Consider the following 1,542-nt stretch of genomic DNA (forward strand, 5'->3'; position numbering starts at 1 on the left):
CCGCATGAGGGCGTCCGCCGCCTGGGGATCGGGGGCGACCTCCGACAGCGCCTCGAGCACCGTCGACAGGCCCGGCCTCGTGTCCCCCCGCCGGGGATCGAACTGCCAGGCGGGGTGCAGGGTCCGCCCACCGGCTCGCCAGCCGAGCAGCTGTCCGCGCCGGCGTCGACGGTCGACGCCCTTGCGATCCCCGATGGAGGCGAGGAGCTCCACCACCTGGGCGGTCGGGAGCGCCGCCGCGGCCGCCTCCTCCCTCCTTTCACGCTGACGACGCTCGTTCACCAGCGTTGCCGCTTGGAGCACGTTGCCGGCGGGTCGATCGAACGGACGCTCTGGACCCTCGGCGCCCGCCGCCTCAGCGGCGAGGAACACGACCGCCTCGGCGAGGGCCGCGTCCTGGCTGGATCGCTCCTCGAGCACCTTGATGGCGTGGGCAACCGTGGCTGGCATCCTGACCTCCTGCTCGGAGTCTACAGCGTCTACAGGTCAATCGTCTACACTGTCTACAGTCCGGTGGGTGGGGCGCACCATGATCGGGCCGGCGGTCCTGGTGATGAGCACGATCCCGATGGCCATGACGACGAAGGCGGCGCTTCCGACCGCGATCTCGGCGGGGTCGCTCGTGAATCGCTCCCGGGGATGTGAGCCGTATCCTCCCTCCATGGGCTGGACGCTTCGATCGGCTCAACCGGAAGATGTCGGATCGGTCCTCCAGCTGTGGGGGGCCAGTGATGTCGAACCTACCCACACCGACGATGTCGAGAGCCTCGGAAGGCTCATCGCTCGTGACCCGTCGGCGCTGATCGTCGCCGAAGACGGGAGCCGACTTGTCGGCTCGGTGATCGCCGGCTGGGACGGATGGAGGGGCTCGATCTATCGACTGGTCGTGGCTCCCTCCCACCGCCGCCGTGGACTGGGGCACCGGTTGCTTGCCGAGGCCGAGTCCCGACTCGCAGCGGCAGGAGCACTTCGCTTGCAGGCCATAGTGGTGGAGACCGAGCCAATGGCCGTGGGCTTCTGGCAAAGGAGCGACTGGAACCAACAGGTCGACCGACTGCGCTTCGTGAAGGGCTGATCCCGGTCCGACGAGGACGAACGACTGGCACAGCCTTCCGCGACGGTAGCGGTCAGGTGCCGACGTAGGCCGCGAGGTGCTCGCCGGTGAGGGTGGAGCGGGCAGCGACGAGGTCGGCGGGGGTGCCCTCGAAGACGATCCGGCCGCCGTCGTGGCCGGCGCCGGGACCGAGGTCGATGATCCAGTCGGCGTGCGCCATGACAGCCTGGTGGTGCTCGATGACGATGACCGACTTGCCGGAGTCGACGAGCCGGTCGAGCAGGCCGAGCAGCTGCTCGACGTCGGCGAGGTGCAGGCCGGTGGTCGGCTCGTCGAGGACGTAGATCCCGCCCTTCTCGGCCATGCGGGTGGCGAGCTTGAGCCGCTGCCGCTCGCCGCCGGAAAGGGTGGTAAGCGGCTGGCCGAGGGCGAGGTAGCCGAGCCCGACCTGGGCGAGACGGTCGAGGATGGCGTGCGCGCCCGGCGTG

General features: G+C 69.9%; 4 protein-coding genes. 1 reads left to right on the forward strand and 3 read right to left on the reverse strand.

Annotated features, from left to right (window positions below):
* Positions 1-450 (reverse strand): hypothetical protein (locus tag VGF64_17705; GenBank protein HEY1636595.1); only part of this gene is annotated, 450 nt, incomplete at its 3' end.
* A 36-nt stretch (positions 451-486) separates the two neighbouring features.
* Complete coding sequence (locus VGF64_17710) at positions 487-663, reverse strand: hypothetical protein (protein ID HEY1636596.1); 177 nt, start codon at positions 661-663, stop codon at positions 487-489.
* On the opposite strand from VGF64_17710, the gene VGF64_17715 reads away from it, so the two are divergent.
* Positions 662-1,075, forward strand: a complete 414-nt coding sequence (locus VGF64_17715; protein ID HEY1636597.1) for a GNAT family N-acetyltransferase — start codon at positions 662-664, stop codon at positions 1,073-1,075. The genes VGF64_17710 and VGF64_17715 overlap by 2 nt on opposite strands.
* A gap of 52 nt (positions 1,076-1,127) precedes the next feature.
* Here VGF64_17715 and VGF64_17720 read toward each other — a convergent pair.
* The coding region (locus VGF64_17720; protein ID HEY1636598.1) for an ATP-binding cassette domain-containing protein at positions 1,128-1,542 on the reverse strand (415 nt) is incomplete at its 5' end.

Source organism: Acidimicrobiales bacterium (assembly GCA_036491125.1).
Classification (GTDB): Bacteria; Actinomycetota; Acidimicrobiia; order Acidimicrobiales; family AC-9; genus AC-9.

Excerpts from the sequence above, each read along its gene's own strand:
- VGF64_17715 (HEY1636597.1), top strand. The coding sequence starts at position 662 with ATGGGCTGGACGCTTCGATCGGCTCAACCGGAAGATGTCGGATCGGTC.
- VGF64_17710 (HEY1636596.1), bottom strand. The coding sequence starts at position 663 with ATGGAGGGAGGATACGGCTCACATCCCCGGGAGCGATTCACGAGCGAC.